Source organism: Micromonospora inositola (assembly GCF_900090285.1).
In the GTDB taxonomy this organism is placed as follows: domain Bacteria; phylum Actinomycetota; class Actinomycetes; order Mycobacteriales; family Micromonosporaceae; genus Micromonospora; species Micromonospora inositola.
The window spans coordinates 3,514,207-3,532,685 of the sequence record NZ_LT607754.1; the positions used below are offsets into that span (position 1 = coordinate 3,514,207).

Consider the following 18,479-nt stretch of genomic DNA (forward strand, 5'->3'; position numbering starts at 1 on the left):
GCCGGTCAGAGCGCCGGCCCCCGCCAGTTGTAGATCCACGGCCGGCCCGCCCGGTCGTCCGACTCCAGCTCGTAGATCTGCGCCTCGGCCAGCCCCTCCGGGCCGAGGTGGTGGTGGGTCAGCGGCGGACGGCCGTTGCCGTCCAGCTCGACCGTGACGGTCTCGCCATCGGCCGCGCCGCCCGCCAGGGGGATCTGCACCGTGGATGCCATGGGCCCATCCTGCCCCGGACGCCGCCGGCCCGCAGCGGATAGCGGGGCAGCGGGCCGCTTCCACCGGGCCGACATCCTCCGCGAGCTGACCGACGGCGAGACCGGCGCGCGCTGACCGGCCGCCGGCTCAACCCCGTGGCAGCAGCCCGGGCGGGTACTCCATCCCGTCGTGGGTGCACGCGGCGGCGGCGACCCGGGCGGCGTACCCGGCCGCGTCGGGCAGGGCGGCGCCGCGCAGCCGGGCGGCGATCAGGCCCGCGGCGAACGCATCGCCCGCGCCGTTGCTGTCGACCACCGCGCCGGGCAGGGTGGCCGCGGGCACCGGTACCGGTGGGCCGTCCGCCGGGTGCAGGGTCGCGCCCGCCTCCCCGCCGGTCACCAGCACCGTCCGGGGCGCCAGCTCCGCCGCGAGCTTTTCGGCGCGGTCACCGAGGCGAACCCCGCTGACGAAGACCAGGTCCGCCGCCTCGGCGAAGGGGTGGTGGTAGGGGTTGTCCCCGTCCCAGTCGTGCAGGTCGGTGGAGAGCCCTACGCCCTCGGCGAGCCCGGCGCGCAGGACCGGCAGCGCGTCGCGCGCCCAGTCCATGATCGACACGTGCACGTGGGCCGCCTCCCGGACCAGCGCGGTGAGCGCGTCTGGCGGGAACGGCGGTGGCCCCTGCCAGGGCCGCGGATCGTAGAGGGACATCCGCCGGCCGCCGGAGTCGACCAGGTTGACCGAGCGGCGGGTGCCGGCCGGGGCGTCGGCGAGCACGGCGTGCACCGAGGTCCGGGCCAGCGCCGCCCGGACCACGTCCCCGGCCGGGTCGGCGCCCAGCACGTCCACCAGGGCCACCCGCAGGCCCAGCGCGTGCGCGGCGAGCGCCACCCCGGCGCCGGTGTTGCCGATCCGCAGGTCGATGGGGGGCACGGTCAGCGAGTCGGCGGCCGGCAGCGGGAGCGCGGGCACCCGGGTCCGCACATCGACCCCGAGGCCGCCGATCACGAGCAGATCGAACATGGCGCCGACAGTAGCCGGGCCGGGCCGCCTATCCTTGCCCCGGGCGTCGACGAGGGGGAGTGCGTGCTGGTCATCCACGGGGTGTGGCTGTCCGGCGTCGGGCTCGCCGTCTGGGCCGAGGACAGCACGCTGCCGGCGCGGGCGCCGCGCCGGCCCGGCCGGGTCCCGCGCGAGCGGCCGCACCCGTTCGCCGCCGGCCACGCCACGCTGGCCGGGGTGCTCGGCGACCTCCCGGCCCGGGCCACCTCCGTCCTGCTCACCCTCCCCACCCGGGCCGGCTCGCCGCTCGACTCGCCGGAGCTGGTCCGGACCGCCGTCGCGGAACCGGTCCGCGGCCGGGTCGCCCTCGCCGGCTGGCGGGTCCCCGCCCTGACGTACGCCCCCGACGCCGCCTTCGCCGTGCTGCGGGAGATCGACCTCGGCGCGGCCGTGCCGGGGGCGGACCTGCGTCACCTGGCCGAACTGGCCGACTTCGCCGCCGACCTGGTCACCCGCGGCCGGGTGCTGCCCGGCGTCGCGTCCCCGGCCGGCGCCGCGCCGACTACCAGCGCGGACCCGCCGGCCCGGCCCGGCCCGGTGGACGACGCCGACGGGGTGACCGCCCGGGCGGTCTGGCGGCCCCTGCTGACCGGCACGGACGCCGGCTGGGCCCGGTCCCTGGCCCTCGCGCTGCCGCCGGCCGCCCGCGCCGCCGCCGCTCCGCCCGCCCAGGTCGAACCGGATGCGCCAGTAGGGCCGGGTGCGCGGGTCGAGCCGGGTGGGTTGGTCGAGCCCGGCGCGCTGGTCGCCGACGCGCTGGACGCGCTGACCGACGCCGCGGCCCGGGCCGCCCTCGCGGGGACCGCGCTGACCCGGGGCCTCCGGCCGGGCGGGCCGGTGCCGGCCTGGCTGGCGGCGCTCACCGGCGAGCGCCGGGAGTTCACCGCCGATCCGGCCGGGCTGGACACCCTCCGCGCCGAGCTGGACGCCTGGCAGCGCGACGCCGCCGGGGGCCCGGTGCGGGCCAGCTTCCGCCTGGTTGAGCCGGATCCCGACGAGATCGCCGAACCACTGCTGGTGGTGCCGGCCGACCCCACCGCCGTGGTGGCGCAGGGTGGGCGGTGGCGGGTGGAGTTCGGCCTGCAACCGGCCGACGAGCCGGGGCTGCTGATCGAGGCGGGCCAGGTGTGGCGGTCACCGGGGAGCCTGCCCGCGCTCGCCGTCGCAGACCCGCAGGAGACCCTGCTCGCCGAGCTGGGCCGGGCCAGCCGGCTCTGGCCGGAGCTGGACGACGCGCTGCGTACCGCCACGCCGGAGGGGATGGAGCTGGACCCGGAGGGGGCGCACCGCTTCCTGCGGGAGGGCGCGCCGGTGCTGCACGCGGCCGGCTTCGGGGTGCTGCTGCCGTCCTGGTGGCGGCGGCCGTCGACGCGGTTGGGCGCCCGGCTGCGGGCCCGGAGCCGGACCGCCCCGGGCACCGTCGCCGCCGCCTCCGGCGGGCTGGGGCTGGACGCGCTGGTCGACTACCGGTGGGAGGTCGCCCTCGGCGACCAGCCGCTGACGGCCGAGGAACTGGCCGCCCTGGCCGAGCTGAAGTCCCCGCTGGTCCGGCTGCGCGGGCAGTGGGTCGAGCTGGACCCGAAGCGGCTCGCCGCCGGCCTCCGGCTGCTCCGCTCGACCGGGGAGCTGACCGTCGCCGACCTGCTCCGGCTCGGCCTCGCCGAGACCGACCGGGCGGACGAGCTGCCGGTGCTGGAGGTCAGCGCCGATGGCGCGCTCGGCGAGCTGCTCGCCGGGGCCGCGGAGCGGCGGCTCACGCCGGCCGACCCGCCGCCCGGGTTCCACGGCACGCTGCGGCCGTACCAGCGGCGGGGGCTGGCCTGGCTGGCCTTCCTCCAGTCGCTCGGGCTCGGCGGGATCCTCGCCGACGACATGGGGCTGGGCAAGACCGTGCAGCTGCTCGCCCTGCTGGCCGGGGATCCGCCGGAGGCCGGACCGACCCTGCTGGTCTGTCCGATGTCGCTGGTCGGCAACTGGCAGCGGGAGGCGGCCCGGTTCACGCCCGGGTTGCGCGTACACGTGCATCACGGGGCCGAGCGGGCCCGGGGGGCGGAGTTCCGGACCACCGTGCACGGCGCGGACCTGGTGCTGACCACCTACTCGGTGGCGGCGCGGGACGCGTTCGCGCTCGCCGGCATCGACTGGCACCGGGTGGTGGTGGACGAGGCGCAGGCGATCAAGAACGCGTCGACCCGGCAGGCCGAGGCGGTCCGGTCGCTGCCCGCGCGGCACCGGGTCGCGGTCACCGGTACGCCGGTGGAGAACCGGCTGGCCGACCTCTGGTCGATCATGCAGTTCGCGAATCCCGGACTGCTCGGCCCGGCCGCCACCTTCCGGAAGAAGTTCGCCGAGCCGATCGAGCGGCACGGCGACGACGAGGTGGCCGGCCGGCTGCGCCGGATCACCGGTCCGTTCGTGCTGCGCCGGCTCAAGACGGACTCGTCGATCATCTCCGACCTGCCGGAGAAGCTGGAGATGGAGGTGCTCTGCAACCTCACCGCCGAGCAGGCCGCGCTCTACCGGGCGGTGGTCGACGACATGCTGGCGAAGATCGAGTCCAGCGACGGGATGGAGCGCCGGGGGCTGGTGCTGGCCACCATGACCCGCCTCAAGCAGGTCTGCAACCACCCGGCGCAGCTGCTGCGCGACGGCTCGCCGCTGCCCGGCCGCTCCGGCAAGCTGGAGCGGCTGGAGGAGATCGTCGACGAGGTCCTCGCGGCGGGGGAGAAGGCCCTGCTGTTCACCCAGTACGCCGAGTTCGGCGGCATGCTGCGCGGCCACCTGTCGGCCCGGGTCGGCCGGGAGGTGCTCTTCCTGCACGGCGGCGTCGACAAGGCCGACCGGGACACCCTGGTCACCCGGTTCCAGTCCGCGGACGGACCGCCGCTCTTCGTGCTCTCGCTCAAGGCCGGCGGCACCGGGCTCACCCTCACCGCGGCGAACCACGTGGTGCACGTCGACCGGTGGTGGAACCCGGCCGTCGAGGACCAGGCCACCGACCGGGCGTTCCGGATCGGCCAGCGCCGCCGCGTGCAGGTCCGCAAGTTCGTCTCCGCCGGCACGGTGGAGGAGAAGGTGGCCGCCATGATCGCCGACAAGCGGAGCCTGGCGGGGCGCGTGGTGGGCAGCGGGGAGCAGTGGGTCACCGAACTCTCCACCGGCGCGCTGCGCGAGCTGTTCGCCCTGGAGTCCGGGGCGGTGGTGGAGTGACCACCCCGGACGGGAACGCGAGCGGGCGGTTCGCCGAGTTCGGGCCGCCGCGCCGGGTGGAGGGCGGCCTGCGGGCGCGCAGCACCCGGGGCGCGATCGGGCAGTCCTGGTGGTCTCGCCGGTTCCTGGAGGTGCTGGAGTCCTTCGCCCTCGGCACCCGGCTCACCCGGGGCCGGGCGTACGCGCGCCGCGGTCAGGTGCTCCGGCTGGACATCGCCCCCGGGCTGGTCACCGCCGCCGTGCAGGGCTCCCGGCCCGACCCGTACCCGGTGCGGATCGAGCTGGCCGCCTATCCGGTCGAGCTGTGGGCCCGCATCGAGGCGGAACTCGCCGGGCAGGCGTTCTTCAGCGCCCGGCTCCTCGCCGGCGACCTCCCGACCGAGCTGGAGGAGCTGTTCGCCGGGGCGGGCGCGCCGCTCTTCCCGTCCACCGTGGACGAGTTGACCCAGCGCTGCGGCTGCCCCGACTTCGCGGTGCCGTGCAAGCATCTCGCGGCCACCTTCTACCTGCTCGCCGAGGCTTTCGACGCCGACCCGTTCCAGCTCCTGCACTGGCGCGGCCGCAGTCGGGCCGAGCTGCTCGACCGGCTCCGTATGCTGCGTGCCGCCGCCGGCGAAACCGGTACGCCGGAGACGGTGACCGGTGGGGCCCACGTGGCCACGGCACGGTCCGGTCCGGACCCGGCCGGGCCGGCGACGAGCCGCCCGTCCACCCCGACGGCCGGTCCGGCGCCGACCGGACGGTCGACGGCGGCCGGGGCGGCCCGGGTGCTCGGCGCCCTGCCCGCGGCGTCGCCGGCCGACCCGGTCGACCGGTTCTGGGTGGCGCCGGTGCCGGTGCCCGACCGGCCACCGACCCTCGCGACCGCCCCCGACCTGCTGCTGCGCCAGCTCGGCCCGCCCGGGCCGGCCATCGGCGGCCCGGGGCTGGTCGAACGGCTGCGCCGGGCCTACCGGGACCTCGGCCGGCCCCGGTCGGACCTGCCCACCACCGGCTCTGCGGAGGCGACGCCCACCGACCGGTCGGGGTCGGCGCGGTCACAGCCAGCGCCGTCGGAATCGCCACATCAGACCGGCGTTCGCCAGCAGCACCACGGCGCAGATCGCGCCGGCCAGTCGCCCGGCCAGCACGGTCATCGCCGGCAGTGAGGCCCACAGCACGATCGTCAACAGCATGAGGTACCGGCCCCGGCGGGCGCGCGCCCGATGGTCGAGCCGGGCGAAGAACTGCGGATCGCTCTCCCGCAGCTGGCGGGTGATCTGCTCGAACCTGCGCTGATCCTCTTTGCTGAGCATGGCGGTGCCTTCCCCTCACGGCTTCAGCGGTTCGTCGGCATACCCGCAACGGAGGCGGGTCACGCGCTGCTCCAGCTGCCACTTTCGGCCACGGCGGTGGGGAGGTGGAGGCGGCTCGGCGCGGGTGGGCAGCTTCCGGTCGGACGACCTCAGCGCAGGCTTATCCGCGCCTTAAGTTTGCCTGTGCCGTTGAACGGCGCAAGCAGCGCCACGGCGGTCGAAAACGTTACGTCCCGGCGTTCGGGGGCGACGTCGACCCTGCTGGGATGACGCCGCCCGGGCGGTGCCGGACCGACCGCCCGGCCGGGGCATGAGCACCGTCTTAAGTGCCCTCCGGAGCGCCTTCCGGCCGCCTTGAGCGCCGGGGAACACGTGGCTACTTTCCGTACAACTCCTCCGGCAACAGTCGCCGCCCCTGATGTCCTCCCCGGTCGCAGGCGTGCCGGCGCTCGAAGAAAACGGGATTGGTACATGGCCGACCAGAATGTGCCACCACGTCGACCCCGGGACGACCGCGGGTGGGACGGGCGACAGCACCCCACCTCGGACGGGTACCGCGACCTGGACCACGCGACGACGTACGCCCCCGCCGCCGGCTACGGCGGACCCGCCGGGTACCGCCGTGCCACCACGACCCTCCCCGGCCAGGGATCGCAGTGGGTCGGCCCGGACGGCTTCGGCCGCCAGGGTCACGCCCCGGCGCCCGGCGCGGGACTGCCCAACCTGGACGATGACGGCGAGCCGGGTCGCCGCGGTCGGCGGCGCGCCCTCGCCGCGCTCGGCGGCGCGGCGGTCGTCGCCGGCGGGGCCGCCCTCGCCATGACCCCCCAGGTGCGCGGGCTGTTCCGGGACGACCCGGTGGCCGGCGACGCCACCGGCACCGTGGTCACCGACGGCACCGCCGCCCGGCCCAGCGGGCAGCAGCCGAGCACAGTGCGCACCTACACCGAGCAGAACGAGAGCTACATGGGCTCCCGGGCCGGCGCGGCGCTGAAGCGGAACTCCCCGACCGGCGGCCGGGTCTTCGACGGCCCGGCGGCCGCCGCCGCGGCGACCCGGGTGACCGTGAAGACCGTGCTCGCCAAGGACCCGGTCCGGCACCTGGCCAGCCGGGCCACTTTCGGCGCCACCCCGAAGGTGCTGGCCGACATCAAGCGGCTCGGCATCGACGGCTGGCTGCGCCGGCAGCTCGACCCGGAGAAGATCGCCCCGACCAGGGCCGAGCTGAAGCTCGCCGAGCTGCCCACCCTGAAGCTGACCCCGCAGCAGCTGCGCGACCAGCGGGACCAGCTCAACGAGCGGGGCGCCCAGCCGGAGCGGGAGATGATCGACGGGACCATCGCCCGGCAGATCTGGTCCGACCGGCAGCTCTTCGAGGTGATGGTCGACTTCTGGAACGACTTCCTGCACGTCGCCGCCGAGTTCGACGGCGGTGAGGTCTACCGCAACTCGTTCGACCGGGACGTCGTCCGGGCCCACGCCCTGGGCAGCTACCCGGAGATGCTGATCGCCGCGAACAAGCACCCGGCGCTGCTGCTCTACCTGAATCAGGTCGACTCCCGCAAGGACGCGGTCAACGAGAACCTGGCCCGGGAGAACCTGGAGCTGTACTCGGTCGGCGTCGACGGCGGGTACACCGAGAAGGACGTCCGGCAGGCCGCGATGCTGCAGACCGGCCGGGGCGTCGCCGACGGGAAGTACGTCTTCCACCCGGAGCGGCACTACGTGGGCAGGGTGAAGATCCTCGGCTTCAGCCACCCGAACAGCTCGGCGGACCCGAAGGTCGCCGACCGGGTGATCGACCAGTACATCGCCTACCTCGCGCTGCACGCGTCGACGGCCCGGTACGTGGCCCGCAGCCTGGCCACCCGGTTCGTCTCGGACACCCCGCCCAAGTCCCTGGTGGACCGCCTGGCCAAGACTTACGCGGCGAACAAGGGCCTGATCAAGCCGGTGCTGATGACGCTCTTCAGCTCGTCGGAGTTCTGGGCCGCGGTGGGCCAGAAGGTGCGCCGGCCGATGGAGTACCTGGTCGCCACCTACCGGACCCTCGGGGTCCGGCCGGAGGCGTCGCCCGGTTTCCAGGGCGACAACCGGCGCACCCCGTACGCGCAGGGCCTGCGGCAGATCCAGGACAAGATGCGCGAGCTGGGCCAGTACCCGATGGGCAAGCCCACCCCGGACGGCTACGCGGACGTCTACGTCGCCTGGACCTCGGCCGGCACCATGGTCGACGGCTGGAACGAGGCCGGCGAGCTGCTCGGCGGCTGGCGCAAGCAGTTCACCTACACCGCGCCGGAGAAGCTGGTGGCGCGCCCGCCGGCCACCGCCGGGGCGTACGTGGACGAGCTGGCCGAGCGGCTGGTGCACCAGAAGCTGAGCGGCAAGGAGAAGGCACTGATCCTCGGCGTCGCCGGAGTCCCGGCGACCACGAAGGTCGACGCCACGTTCAACGGGGCCGTCGCCGCCGTCGCGCGGACGATCCTCGCTTCCCCCCAGCACCACCTCCGGTGAGGCATTCGATGGAGAAGACCGTGTACTCGTATCCCCTGCACCCCGAATGCCCGGACCTGCGGCGGCTGGCCGACAACCCGGCCGAGGCGCTGCTGCGCGCGGAGGTCGACATCGTCGCGGCGGAGAACGCCGCCGAGGCGGACCGCTACCGACGGCTGGAGGAGCTGGAGGAGGCCCAGCAGGACGGGCGCGGCGTCACCCGGCGCACCTTCGTCGCCGGGGCCGCCGCCACCGCCACCGCGCTGGCCACCGCCCAGTTCGTCACCACCTCGGCGTCCTTCGCGGCGACCAGGACGGGCACCCTGATCCACGTCTTCCTCTACGGCGGGCTGGACGGGCTGAGCCTGGTCGCCCCGGCCGACGACCCGGTCCTCGGCAAGGCCCGGCCGGACCTGCTGCTCGGCAACGACTCGCTGGCCCTGGGCCGCGGCTTCAAGCTGACCAGCGCCTTCGCCCCGCTGGAGAAGTGGCTCAGGGCCGGGCAACTCGGCTTCGTCCCGGCGGTCTCCGACCCCCGGCTGTCCCGCAGCCACTTCCAGGCCGCCGACGCCTGCAACCTGGGCGGCCTGCCGGGCGAGACCGGTGGCCGGGGCTGGCTGGACAGCCTGGTCGACGCGCTCGGCAAGGGCACCGCGTTCCGCAGCGTGGGCATCGGCAGCACGCTGCCCCGGTCGCTGGTCGGCGTCAACGGCGCGCTCTCCCTGACCAGCGTCGGTGAGCTGCGGCTCAACGGCGACGAGAAGTACCGGGCCGCCACCGAGAGGGCGATCCGCGGGCTGTTCACGGGGATCAACCACCCGGTGGAGGAGGCGGTCATCGAGGGGATGGGCGCGCTGGCCACCGCCCAGAAGCTCGCCGCCAAGCCGTACCAGGCCGCCGCCGGGGTGAAGTACGAGGGCGTCGGGTACGCGTTCCAGCAGCTCGCCCAGCTGATCAAGGGCGGGGCGAACGTGCGGGTCGCTACCGTCGGCATGGGCGGCTACGACACCCACGAGAACCAGGGCACCCAGGACGGCGGGAACCTGTGGCGGCGGCTCAACGAGCTGGCCGCCGCGATGGCCGCGTTCTTCACCGACCTCGGCGACCGTGCCGCCGACGTGACGATCATGGTGTCCAGCGAGTTCGGCCGCCGGGTCGGGTCCAACGGCGGCGGCACCGACCACGGGCACGGTGGGGTGGTGACGATCCTGTCCGGGCGTAAGCTCGCCGGGTCGCTGCTCGGCAGGTGGAACGGGTTGAACGATCTGGACTCGGGCGACGTACCCGAGTACAACAACATGTTCAACGTCTACGGGTCCGTGGCCCAGGGCCGGTTCCGCCTCACCACGGCGGAAGTGGACAAGGTCTTCCCCCGGCAGAAATACGTACCCATGAAGTTGTACGCGTGACATATCAGGACACCTGCGCCGCCGGCCGCCGTACCGGGACCTCCCCGGAGTACGGCGGCCGTTCGGCTGCCCCCGTACCCCCGCCGCCGGCGCTGCCCCGCCGGGGGGCCGGCGGCCGGCGGGCCCTGGTGGCCCTGTTCTGGCTCGGCCTGGTGGCCGCGGTGCTGCCCTGGTGGCTGGACACCCCGGCCGGTTCCTTCGCCGGCACCACCGACGACCTCACCGCGGCCGGCCGGATCACCGGCCTGGTCGCCGGCTACCTGCTGCTGGTCCAGGTGGCGATGATGAGCCGGCTCGGCGTGCTGGAACGCTGGGTCGGCGGGGAGCGGCTGTCCCGCCTGCACCGGGACGTCGGCGCCACCCTGCTCGTCGCGGTGCTCGCCCACCTCTCGCTGATCGTGGTCGCCTACGCCGGCCTGGAGGAGAAGTCTATCCTCGGTGAGGTCGGCTCGCTGCTGCGCGACTACGAGGACATGGTCTCCGCGTTCGTGGCCGCCGGCATCATGGTGCTGGTTGGGTTCACCGGCATCCGGGCGGTCCGCACCGTCCTGCCCTACGAGTTCTGGTACCACCTGCACCTGACCAGCTACGCCGCCCTGCTGCTCGGCTTCGGCCACCAGTTCAGCAACGGCGCCCAGCTCTACGAGCCCGGGCCGGTCCGCACCGGCTGGATCGCCGCGTACCTCCTGGTCCTCGCCGCGCTGATCTGGGGTCGGGTGGTGGCCCCGTTGCACTTCAACCTGCGGCACCGGCTGCGGGTCGCGGACGTGGTGGCGGAGAGCCCCGACACCATCTCGATCTACCTGACCGGTCGCCGGCTGAACCAGATCGACATGCTCGGCGGGCAGTACTTCCGTTGGCGTTTCCTCAACGTCGGCGGCTGGTGGCAGTCCCACCCGTTCTCGCTCTCCGCCGCGGCCAACGGCCGCTGGCTCCGGCTGACCGTGAAGGTCGTCGGTGGGCACACCGCCGACCTGCGTGACCTCCGACCGGGCACCCTGGTCTGGGCGGAGGGCCCGTCGGGCACCTTCACCGCCGCCCACCGCACCCGGGAACGCGCCCTGCTGATCGCCGGCGGCAGCGGCATCGCCCCGCTGCGGGCGATGCTGGAGGAGCTGCCGCCGGGCGCCGCGCTGATCTACCGCGCCCGCACCCCGGCCGACGTGTTGCTCCATCCGGAGCTGGACTGGCTGGCCCAGGCCCGGCGGACCTCCGTCTGGTACGTCATCGGCTCCCGCGACGATCCCGGCCCCCGCCAGGTGATGAGCCCGGAGGGACTGCGCCGGCTGGTGCCGGACGTGACCCGCCGCGACGTCTACCTCTGCGGGCCCGCCGGGCTGGTCGACGAGGCGGTCCGGGTGCTGCGCCGCGCCGGCGTCCCCCGCCGGCAGATCCACCTGGCCACCTTCGAGCTGTAGAAAGGCACTCCTGGAATGCGTCGCGCCGTCCTCGCGATCACCGGCCTGGCCGCCAGCACCGCCGCGCTGGTGGTGCTCAAGGGTTCCCCGGGCGCCAGCCAGGTCGCTCAGGACCTGCCCGCCGACCAGGCGTCCGTGGCGCCGGGCGCGTCCGGGCCCGCGCCCGGAGTGACCCCGACCCCCGGCTCCGCCTCCGGCCCGGCCCCTTCGGTCCCGCCCAGCGCCGGGGCCAGCCGCACCCCGGGCACGAAGAAGACCGACACCACCGCCAGGGCGACCACGGCCGCGCCCCGGACCACCACCACCGCGCCCAGGCCGAGCACCCGTACCGTGACCGGGCCGTCGGTCACCTACAAGTACGGCTCCCTGCAGGTGCGGATCACCCTGAGCGGGACCCGGATCGTCGACGCCACCGCCGTCGGCATGCCGGTGGGCGGGCAGTCGGGCCTGCGCAGCGACGACGTGCAGGCCCGCTACAGCGGCACTTCGGGGGAGGTGGTGGCGAAGCAGAGCGCCAACCTGGACACCGTCTCCGGGGCCACCTACACCAGCACCGCATACCGGCAGTCGCTCCAGGCCGCGATCGACAAGGCCTGAGCCAGTGGTGGAGGTGACGGCGTCGCGCGCCCGTCCGGGCCTGCGCCGGGTCGAGCAGATCATGGGTACGGCGATCAGCCTGGACCTGGCCGACGACCTGCCTGCCGCGACCCTGCACCAGCTGGCCGAGGAGACCTTCCGTTGGCTCCGGGAGGTCGACGCCCGGTTCAGCACCTACCGGGAGGACAGCGAGGTGTGCCGGTTCGACCGGGGTGAGCTGCCGCTCGCCGAGGCGTCGGCGGACCTGCGGGCGGTGCTGGAGCGGTGCGCCGACCTCTGGGACGCCACCGACGGCTTCTTCGACGCGTACGTCACCGGGCGGCTGGATCCCTCCGGCTACGTGAAGGGCTGGTCGGCGCAGGTCGCCTCGGACCGGCTGCTCGCCGCCGGCGCGCCCAACCACTGCGTCAACGCCGGCGGCGACGTGCGGGTACGCGGCCACTCCGCGACCGGCGAGCCGTGGCGGATCGGCGTCCGGCACCCGTGGGACCCGTCGGCCACCTGCCTGGTGCTCAGCGGCACTGACCTGGCGGTGGCCACCTCGGGGGTGTACGAGCGCGGTCAGCACGTGCTGGACCCCCGCCGGGGCGCCCCCGCCCCGGGCCTGCGCTCGGTCACCGTGGTCGGCGCGGACCTCGGGGTCGCCGACGCGTACGCCACCGCCGCCGTGGCGATGGGCCGGTCCGGGATCGGCTGGCTGGACCGCCTCCCGGACCACGGGCACGCGGTGGTCACCGACGACGCCCGCCTCCTCCACTCCACCCGCCTGTCCCTCGTCGACTGATCCGGGGCCCCGGGGATCAGCGCAGGGGGCGGTGGGTGGTGGCGGGGCGGGAGCCGGGCGGGCGGGGGCGGCCGGGGCGGGTGCCCCACGGGCGGGTGCCGGCCCAGCCGTACGGGCGGCGCCGGGGCCGCCATGGCTCGGTGCCGCCGGTGTGGCGTGCCGCGTCGTCCCTGGACATGGTCTACCCCCGCTCACGGGCGTCGGTGCGCCGTCACCCGGTTCAACGAGGTCGACGCGGCCGGGGTCGCTGTCGCAGGGCGGTCGTTCACCCGGCCGGGCGGCGGTCGGTCACCAGCCGCGGCGCGGCAGCGGTAGTTGGCCGGGGAGCAGGTCGGAGGCGAGCGTCACCCCGGCCGCCCGTAACGCGTCGATCAGCGCGTTCTGCACCAGGTAGGAGTCGGGCAGCTGCCAGCGGGCCTGTTCGGGGGCGACGGCCCAGCGGACGACGCCCTCCGGCAGCCGGGTCGGCGGCGCCGGGATCCACGAGCCCGGGCCGTGCCGGACCACGTGGAAGCAGTGTTCCAGCTCGGGCCGGAGCGGGTCGGCGGGGCGGACCAGGAACATCCACCGGCCGGTGGGGGTGACCAGGACCGGCCCGCGTACTCCGAAGCCGGCGGGGTGGGTCGCGACGGCGTCCAGCACGTGGCGGCCGAGGTGGGCGGAGACCTCCAGCACGTCGAAGGAGCGTCCGGTGGGGAGCAGCACCCCGTGCGGGCGGCTGCGCCACCAGGTGACCACCCGGGCCGGGTCGGCGGTCGCCGCCTGTTCCCAGTTCTCCAGCGCCGGGTGGCAGCCGACCGTGGGACAGCCCGCCCGGCCGCAGACGAAGCGGCTGTTGGCGAGGCAGGCGCCGGGGGTCACCGCCCAGCCGTGCCCGGCGTAGCGGACCGCGACCCGGCGCAGCCGGACCCGCTCCAGGAGCGACAGGTGAGCGACGCCCGGTCCGACATTCCCCCACATGTGTGCCATCTCCTCTTGCCCTGCCCGGCTGTCCCCACGTCACATGTCGAACGCCGTCACTGCCGTAACCCACGATCGTTGAGCTGACGAACGGCCCATGCAACTTGCACGAAAAGTACGAGGACTGGCTGGATGGCTGACGTACAGACTGTGCGACCAGCGAAAACCTGGTGACGTGGGGAGATCGGCCGACACCGCGAGGGGGAGGACACGATGGACGAACTACCCATAGGCCGACGGGTGGCATATTGGCGCGGCCGGCGCAAGATGTCCCAGCAGGTCTTCGCCGACCGGCTCGGCAAGTCCAAGAGCTGGGTGGACAAGGTCGAGCGCGGCGTCCGGCGGCTGGACAAGTTCTCCGTCCTCTACGAGATCGCCGACATCCTCCAGGTCGACGTCCAACTGCTGCTCGGCAAGGACCCGGAGCGGCGTACCGACGCGTTGAACTGCATCGACCAGGTCGAGGTCGAGGAGATCCGGGCCGCGCTGGAGCGGTACGACTCGATGAGCGCCTACTTCGACGCCGCCCCGTACCCGCCGCCGCTGGCCGACATGCGCAAGGCGGTCAACCACGCCTGGCTCACCTACCAGTACGGCCGCTACGGGATGCTCACCCGCGCCCTGCCGAAGCTGCTGCGCGACGCCCAGGCGGCCGACGCCGGCTACGGCGGCGACCAGGCCCGGGAGTCGGCCCACCTGCTCGGGCAGGTCTACCAGATCGCCTCCTCGGTGCTGCGCAAGCTCGGCGAGTGCGACCTGGCCTGGCTGGCCGCGGACCGTTCGATGGCGGTCGCCCAGCGGGCTGACGACCAACTGCTGGCCGGCATCGCCACCACCCGGGTCTGCAACGCGCTGGTCGCCATGGGCCGGGCCCGGCCGGCGCTCGAACTCAACGTCAACATCGCCAACCGGCTCGCCCCGGGCGGCGGCAACGACGCCTCCCCGGGCCGGCTCTCCGTCTACGGCATGCTGCTGCTTCAGGGCGCGATGGCTGCCGCCCGGATCGGCGACTCCGCCACGGTGGACGACCTGCTCACCGGCGCGCAGGAGGCGGCGACGCTGCTCGGCGGCGACCAGAACCACTACTGGACCTCGTTCGGCCCGACCAACCTGGAGCTGCACCGGGCCGCCGCCGCGGTGGAGCTGGGCGACGGCGGGCGGGCGGTGGAGATCCACCACGCCATCGCCGAGCCGGCGTTCAACGCGCTGCTGCCCGAGCGGCGGGCGCACCACCTGCTGGACATCGCCCGGGGTTACGCGCAGCTCGGCGACGTGGCGAACGCGGGGGAGATGCTGCTGCGCGGCGACCGGCTGGCGCCGTCCGAGATCCGCTGCCGGCCGATCGCCCACGAGGTGATGGCGGACGTCCTCCGTCGCACCCGGGGTACGCCGCCTCCGCCGATCGCGGAGTTGGCTGAGCACATGGGAGTCGGGGTATGAGCGTGGTGCCGGTCGAATGAACGGTCCGCGCAGCAGCGACGGGCGCCGCGAGGTGCTCTACGTCATCGCCTGCGGTTCGCCGCTGGCTCGGCACGTGGGTCGGCTGGTCGAGCTGGCCCAGCAGGACGGGTGGGACGTCTGCGTGGTCACCACGCCGGACGGCGCGAAGTTCGTGGACCGGACCGCGCTGGCCCGGCAGACCGGTCATCCGGTCCGCACCCACTACAAGAACCCGGGCGATCCCGACGTGCTGCCGGCGGCGGACGCGATGCTGGTCTGCCCGGCGACGGTCAACACGGTCAACAAGTGGGCGGTAGGGATCACCGACACCCTCGCCCTCGGGCTGTTGATCGAGGGCCAGGGACTCGGGTTGCCGATCGCCGCGGTGCCGTACACGAACATGGCGATGGCCGCCCATCCGGCGTTCCGGGCCAGCCTCGGTCGGCTGCGGGAGTGGGGGGTGGCGGTGGTCTTCGGCGACCACGTCGTACCGCTGCACCCGCCCGGCACCGGGGAGCGCCATCTGGACGCCTTTCCGTGGGCCGCCGGCCTGGCGGCGCTGCGCGGCGTGCGCCGTCCGGTCGCCCCGGTCGGCTGAGCCGGGGACCGATGGCCTCGGGGCGCGCGGCGGGGTCGTCCGCCGGGGTCGGCCGGCGCGGCGCCCGGTCGTGCGCGGGGCGCGTCCCGGTGGTCCAGGGCGTGTGTCACGCCCCGCGCCGGTAAGCTGGCCGGCCGTGAGCACTACGGGATCCCCGCCCTCCGTGGCCGACGTGGTGGCCGTGCTGGACGGCCGCTACCCGCCCGCCTGGGCGGAGGAGTGGGACCGGGTCGGCCTGGTGCTCGGCGAGCCCAGCACCGGGGTACGCCGGGTCGCCTGCGTGGTGGACGTGGTGCCCGAGACGGTGGACGAGGCGCTCGCCGCCGGGGCCGACATGATCGTCGCCCACCACCCGCTGCTGCTGCGCGGGGTCTCGTCGGTCGCCGCGACCACGTACAAGGGGCGGATCGTCCACCGGTTGATCAGGGCGGACGTGGCGCTGTACGTGGCGCACACCAACGCCGACGTGGCCGATCCCGGCGTCTCCGACGCCCTGGCGGCCCGGTTCGGGCTGACCGGGCTGCGCCCGCTGCACCGGCCGCGCCCCGGCTCCGCGGCCGACGGCCCGGGGCGGGGCATCGGCCGGATCGGTGAGCTGCCCACCCCGATGACCCTCGCCGAGCTGACCCGGCAGGCCGCCGCGGTGCTGCCCGTCACCGCCTGGGGAGTTCGCGCCGCCGGGGATCCCGGGCGTATGGTTCGTACCCTCGCCGTCAGCGGCGGCTCCGGGGACAGCTTCCTCGCCGAGGCGTCCGTCGCCGGGGTGGACGCGTTCCTCACCGCCGACCTGCGCCACCACCCCGCCGGTGAGCACCTCGCCGCCGGCGGCCCCGCCCTGCTGGACGCCGCCCACTGGGCGACCGAACGCCCCTGGTTGGACGACCTGGCCGCCCACCTGCGGGCCGCGCTGGGCGTCGAGACCGTGGTGTCCGACCTGGACACCGACCCGTGGACCGTGCACGCCGCCGCACCCGTCCCGACGACAAGGAGCCCCGCCCGTGAAGGCTGACCCGAAGGTGCAGCGCCGGCTGCTCGACCTCCAGGCGATCGACACCGCCCTCGCCCAGCTCGCCCACCGCCGCCGGTCGCTGCCGGAGCGGGCCGAGCTGGAGGCCCTCGCGCGGGAACTCTCCGCGCTGGAGGACGAGCGGGTCCGCGCCCAGGTGGCCGTCGACGACCTGGACCGGGACATCGCCCGGCTGGAGAAGGACGTCGACCAGGTGCGGGCGCGCAAGAGCAAGGACGAGGCCCGGCTCGCCGCCGGTAGCGGCCCGGCCCGGGAGCTGGAGGCGCTGCAGCACGAGCTGGTCTCGCTGAACCGCCGGCAGAGTGACCTGGAGGACGCCGAGCTGGAGCTGATGGAGCAGCGGGAGACCGCGCAGGGGGTGCTCGACGGCATCGAGCGGCGGATGGCCGAGGCCCGGGACCGGCGCGCCGCGACGGAGCAGCGCCGCGACGACAGCCTCGCCGAGATCGGCAAGGAGGAGGAGTTCAAGCGCTCGGCCCGCCAGCCGCTCGTCGGTGACCTCCCGGCCGACCTGGTCGGCCTCTACGACAAGATCCGCGAGGACACCGGGCTCGGGGCGGCGCTGCTCACCGCGGGCCGCTGCGGCGGGTGTCGACTGGAGCTCTCCGGCGCCGACCTGGCCCGGATCCGCAAGGCCGACCCGGACGACGTGGTCCGCTGCGAGGAGTGCCGGCGGATCATGGTCCGTACCAACGAGTCGGGCCTGTAGCCGCCGTGGCGGTGCGCGCGGTCGTGGTCGAGGCCGACGGCGGGTCCCGGGGCAATCCCGGTCCTGCCGGTTACGGCGCGGTGGTCCGTGACCCGGAGACCGGCGAGGTGCTCGCCGAGCGCTCCGAGTCGATCGGCACCGCCACCAACAACGTCGCGGAGTACCGCGGCCTGATCGCCGGGCTGGAGGCCGCCGCCGAGCTGGGCGCGTCCGAGGTCGAGGCGCGGATGGACTCCAAGCTGGTGGTCGAGCAGATGTGCGGCCGCTGGCAGATCAAGCACCCGGGCCTGCGGCCGCTCGCCGCCCAGGCGGCCGGGCTGGTCGCCCGGTTCGCGAACGTCCGCTTCAGCTGGGTCCCCCGGGAGCGCAACAAGCACGCCGACGCCCTCGCCAACGCCGCGATGGACGTCGCCGCCGGGAAGGCCCCGAGCCGGGCCGCCGTCGCGCCGCCGCGGATCGTGGAGCCGCCGCGCGAGGTCGCCGGCCCCGACTCGGCGGCCCGCGCGGCCGCCCGCGAGGTGGCCGCCCGGGCGGCCACCGGACGCACCACCGGCACCGACCCGGCCACCATCCCCGCCTCCTGGGAGCCGCGCCCCACCGAGGAGGCCACCCGGCTCATCCTGGTCCGGCACGGGGAGACCGAGCGGACCGTGCAGAAGCGCTACTCCGGCCGCGGCGACGTGCCGCTGACCGACCGCGGCCGGGCCCAGGCCCGGGCCACGGCCGCCCGGGTGGCCGCGCTCGCCTCGACCGTCGCGGCCGTGGTCAGCTCACCGCTGTCCCGCTGTACGGCCACCGCCGAGGTGATCGCCGCAGCCGTCGGCAACCCGCCGGTACGCCCCGACGACGACCTGATCGAGTGCGACTTCGGGGCCTGGGAGGGTTGCACCTTCGCCGAGGTGCGCGAGGGCTGGGCGGGCGAACTGGACGCCTGGCTCGCCTCGACCCGGGTCGCCCCACCGGAGGGGGAGTCGTTCGTCGCCGTCGCCGAGCGGACCAGCCGGGCCGTCGACCGGCTGCGCGCGGCGTACCCGGGGGAGACCGTGGTGGTGGTCTCGCACGTCTCGCCGATCAAGTTGGTGCTGCGTGACGCCCTCACGGCCGGCGACGCCTTCCTGCACCGGCTGTACCTGGACACCGCCGGCATCTCGCTGCTCGACCTGTATCCGGACGGCGGCGTCGCGGTCCGTTCGGTCAACGACACCGCCCACCTCACCGGTTTCTGACCAGGGTCGCCGGGCGGTGGCCGTCACCGCTCGGCGCAGCCGGAACGCCGTTCGGCGCACCG

General features: G+C 74.9%; 17 protein-coding genes and 1 pseudogene. 13 read left to right on the forward strand and 5 right to left on the reverse strand.

Annotated elements, in window-relative coordinates; translation table 11 throughout:
• Positions 1-5: 5 nt before the first annotated feature.
• Together GA0070613_RS16880 and GA0070613_RS16885 are read right to left on the reverse strand one after the other, a co-directional pair.
• Positions 6-212, reverse strand: a complete 207-nt coding sequence (locus GA0070613_RS16880; RefSeq protein ID WP_089013181.1) for a hypothetical protein — start codon at positions 210-212, stop codon at positions 6-8.
• 127 nt (positions 213-339) lie between these two features.
• Positions 340-1,212, reverse strand: coding sequence for a carbohydrate kinase family protein (locus GA0070613_RS16885; protein ID WP_089013182.1), 873 nt, complete (start codon positions 1,210-1,212; stop codon positions 340-342).
• 63 nt (positions 1,213-1,275) lie between these two features.
• Between GA0070613_RS16885 and GA0070613_RS34410 the strand changes: the two are divergent.
• The 3 genes and pseudogenes from GA0070613_RS34410 to GA0070613_RS16895 form a co-directional block, all read left to right on the forward strand.
• Positions 1,276-2,238, forward strand: a pseudogene (locus GA0070613_RS34410) (ATP-dependent helicase); the annotation flags it as partial.
• Positions 2,239-2,511: 273 nt separating this feature from the next.
• The gene (locus tag GA0070613_RS34415) at positions 2,512-4,461 is read left to right on the forward strand and encodes a DEAD/DEAH box helicase (protein ID WP_408631006.1); all 1,950 of its coding nucleotides are present in this window, start codon (positions 2,512-2,514) and stop codon (positions 4,459-4,461) included.
• A complete protein-coding gene (locus GA0070613_RS16895; protein ID WP_089013184.1) occupies positions 4,458-5,609 on the forward strand; it encodes an SWIM zinc finger family protein in 1,152 nt (383 codons plus the stop codon). The genes GA0070613_RS34415 and GA0070613_RS16895 overlap by 4 nt, the downstream gene beginning before the upstream one ends.
• Here GA0070613_RS16895 and GA0070613_RS16900 read toward each other — a convergent pair.
• Entirely contained in the window at positions 5,499-5,756 is a 258-nt protein-coding gene (locus GA0070613_RS16900; protein ID WP_089013185.1) for a DUF3040 domain-containing protein, read from the reverse strand. The genes GA0070613_RS16895 and GA0070613_RS16900 overlap by 111 nt on opposite strands.
• A gap of 471 nt (positions 5,757-6,227) precedes the next feature.
• On the opposite strand from GA0070613_RS16900, the gene GA0070613_RS16905 reads away from it, so the two are divergent.
• The 5 genes from GA0070613_RS16905 (at position 6,228) to GA0070613_RS16925 (ending at position 12,457) form a co-directional block, all read left to right on the forward strand.
• Positions 6,228-8,270 (forward strand): DUF1800 domain-containing protein, encoded by a 2,043-nt coding sequence (locus GA0070613_RS16905; protein WP_089013186.1) that lies wholly within the window; start codon positions 6,228-6,230, stop codon positions 8,268-8,270.
• Positions 8,271-8,278: 8 nt separating this feature from the next.
• Positions 8,279-9,658 (forward strand): DUF1501 domain-containing protein, encoded by a 1,380-nt coding sequence (locus GA0070613_RS16910; protein WP_089013187.1) that lies wholly within the window; start codon positions 8,279-8,281, stop codon positions 9,656-9,658.
• Positions 9,655-11,076 carry a ferredoxin reductase family protein gene (locus GA0070613_RS16915; RefSeq protein WP_089013188.1) on the forward strand — a complete coding sequence of 474 codons (1,422 nt, stop codon included), beginning with the start codon at positions 9,655-9,657 and terminating at the stop codon, positions 11,074-11,076. The genes GA0070613_RS16910 and GA0070613_RS16915 overlap by 4 nt, the downstream gene beginning before the upstream one ends.
• A gap of 15 nt (positions 11,077-11,091) precedes the next feature.
• Positions 11,092-11,673: an FMN-binding protein gene (locus GA0070613_RS16920; protein ID WP_089013189.1), complete on the forward strand. Its 582-nt coding sequence runs from the start codon at positions 11,092-11,094 to the stop codon at positions 11,671-11,673.
• 61 nt (positions 11,674-11,734) lie between these two features.
• Positions 11,735-12,457, forward strand: a complete 723-nt coding sequence (locus GA0070613_RS16925; RefSeq protein ID WP_089015998.1) for an FAD:protein FMN transferase — start codon at positions 11,735-11,737, stop codon at positions 12,455-12,457.
• Positions 12,458-12,473: 16 nt separating this feature from the next.
• Here GA0070613_RS16925 and GA0070613_RS32105 read toward each other — a convergent pair whose 3' ends face one another.
• Together GA0070613_RS32105 and GA0070613_RS16930 are read right to left on the reverse strand one after the other, a co-directional pair.
• Positions 12,474-12,635 (reverse strand): hypothetical protein, encoded by a 162-nt coding sequence (locus tag GA0070613_RS32105; RefSeq protein ID WP_157746372.1) that lies wholly within the window; start codon positions 12,633-12,635, stop codon positions 12,474-12,476.
• A 110-nt stretch (positions 12,636-12,745) separates the two neighbouring features.
• Positions 12,746-13,417, reverse strand: coding sequence for a bifunctional DNA primase/polymerase (locus GA0070613_RS16930; RefSeq protein ID WP_089013190.1), 672 nt, complete (start codon positions 13,415-13,417; stop codon positions 12,746-12,748).
• Positions 13,418-13,630: 213 nt separating this feature from the next.
• Here GA0070613_RS16930 and GA0070613_RS16935 point away from each other — a divergent pair, with 213 nt between their 5' ends.
• The 5 genes from GA0070613_RS16935 (at position 13,631) to GA0070613_RS16955 (ending at position 18,417) form a co-directional block, all read left to right on the forward strand.
• Positions 13,631-14,857 (forward strand): helix-turn-helix domain-containing protein, encoded by a 1,227-nt coding sequence (locus tag GA0070613_RS16935; protein WP_089013191.1) that lies wholly within the window; start codon positions 13,631-13,633, stop codon positions 14,855-14,857.
• A gap of 16 nt (positions 14,858-14,873) precedes the next feature.
• On the forward strand, positions 14,874-15,455 hold the full coding sequence (locus GA0070613_RS16940; RefSeq protein WP_089013192.1) for a flavoprotein: 582 nt from the start codon (positions 14,874-14,876) through the stop codon (positions 15,453-15,455).
• 136 nt (positions 15,456-15,591) lie between these two features.
• Positions 15,592-16,464, forward strand: a complete 873-nt coding sequence (locus GA0070613_RS16945) for a Nif3-like dinuclear metal center hexameric protein (RefSeq protein WP_089013193.1) — start codon at positions 15,592-15,594, stop codon at positions 16,462-16,464.
• Positions 16,454-17,191, forward strand: a complete 738-nt coding sequence (locus GA0070613_RS16950) for a zinc ribbon domain-containing protein (protein ID WP_089013194.1) — start codon at positions 16,454-16,456, stop codon at positions 17,189-17,191. The genes GA0070613_RS16945 and GA0070613_RS16950 overlap by 11 nt, the downstream gene beginning before the upstream one ends.
• 5 nt (positions 17,192-17,196) lie before the next feature.
• On the forward strand, positions 17,197-18,417 hold the full coding sequence (locus tag GA0070613_RS16955; RefSeq protein ID WP_089013195.1) for a bifunctional RNase H/acid phosphatase: 1,221 nt from the start codon (positions 17,197-17,199) through the stop codon (positions 18,415-18,417).
• Positions 18,418-18,479: the final 62 nt, after the last annotated feature.

Excerpts from the sequence above, each read along its gene's own strand:
- GA0070613_RS16910 (WP_089013187.1), top strand. The coding sequence starts at position 8,279 with ATGGAGAAGACCGTGTACTCGTATCCCCTGCACCCCGAATGCCCGGAC.
- GA0070613_RS16940 (WP_089013192.1), top strand. The coding sequence starts at position 14,874 with ATGAACGGTCCGCGCAGCAGCGACGGGCGCCGCGAGGTGCTCTACGTC.
- GA0070613_RS16930 (WP_089013190.1), bottom strand. The coding sequence starts at position 13,417 with ATGTGGGGGAATGTCGGACCGGGCGTCGCTCACCTGTCGCTCCTGGAG.
- GA0070613_RS16925 (WP_089015998.1), top strand. The coding sequence starts at position 11,735 with ATGGGTACGGCGATCAGCCTGGACCTGGCCGACGACCTGCCTGCCGCG.
- GA0070613_RS16880 (WP_089013181.1), bottom strand. The coding sequence starts at position 212 with ATGGCATCCACGGTGCAGATCCCCCTGGCGGGCGGCGCGGCCGATGGC.
- GA0070613_RS16920 (WP_089013189.1), top strand. The coding sequence starts at position 11,092 with ATGCGTCGCGCCGTCCTCGCGATCACCGGCCTGGCCGCCAGCACCGCC.
- GA0070613_RS34415 (WP_408631006.1), top strand. The coding sequence starts at position 2,512 with ATGGAGCTGGACCCGGAGGGGGCGCACCGCTTCCTGCGGGAGGGCGCG.
- GA0070613_RS16935 (WP_089013191.1), top strand. The coding sequence starts at position 13,631 with ATGGACGAACTACCCATAGGCCGACGGGTGGCATATTGGCGCGGCCGG.
- GA0070613_RS16905 (WP_089013186.1), top strand. The coding sequence starts at position 6,228 with ATGGCCGACCAGAATGTGCCACCACGTCGACCCCGGGACGACCGCGGG.
- GA0070613_RS16900 (WP_089013185.1), bottom strand. The coding sequence starts at position 5,756 with ATGCTCAGCAAAGAGGATCAGCGCAGGTTCGAGCAGATCACCCGCCAG.
- GA0070613_RS16885 (WP_089013182.1), bottom strand. The coding sequence starts at position 1,212 with ATGTTCGATCTGCTCGTGATCGGCGGCCTCGGGGTCGATGTGCGGACC.
- GA0070613_RS32105 (WP_157746372.1), bottom strand. The coding sequence starts at position 12,635 with ATGTCCAGGGACGACGCGGCACGCCACACCGGCGGCACCGAGCCATGG.